Annotated in this window: 1 pseudogene; it reads right to left on the bottom strand. The window is 42.0% G+C overall.

The window, feature by feature from the left end:
- Nucleotides 1–210 (bottom strand): annotated as a pseudogene (locus tag RYX56_RS24140) (hypothetical protein); the annotation flags it as partial.
- Nucleotides 211–250 lie beyond the last annotated feature (40 nt).

Genomic DNA, 250 nt, shown 5'->3' on the forward strand with positions numbered 1-250 from the left:
CTCTTCCTTCTGGTTGAATAATTTCCACGCATCCTGAAGAGAAAATTCCGTTTCCAGATGCTTTCGCACTGAACTTATTGGTGCATCGTTAAAATCTCCCATGATGATCAAAGGATCAGAGGGATTCCAGAATTTCTTAATTTCTTTAACGAGTACTCCGACTTGCCCCAGGCGGGTTTCTTCTTTCATGTGATCAAGATGCGTGTTCACAATCCAGAAATCCCGATCTGATCCTACTGGCTGAATTTTT

Source organism: Alkalihalophilus lindianensis (assembly GCF_032843265.1).
Lineage (GTDB): Bacteria > Bacillota > Bacilli > Bacillales > Bacillaceae_D > Alkalihalophilus > Alkalihalophilus lindianensis.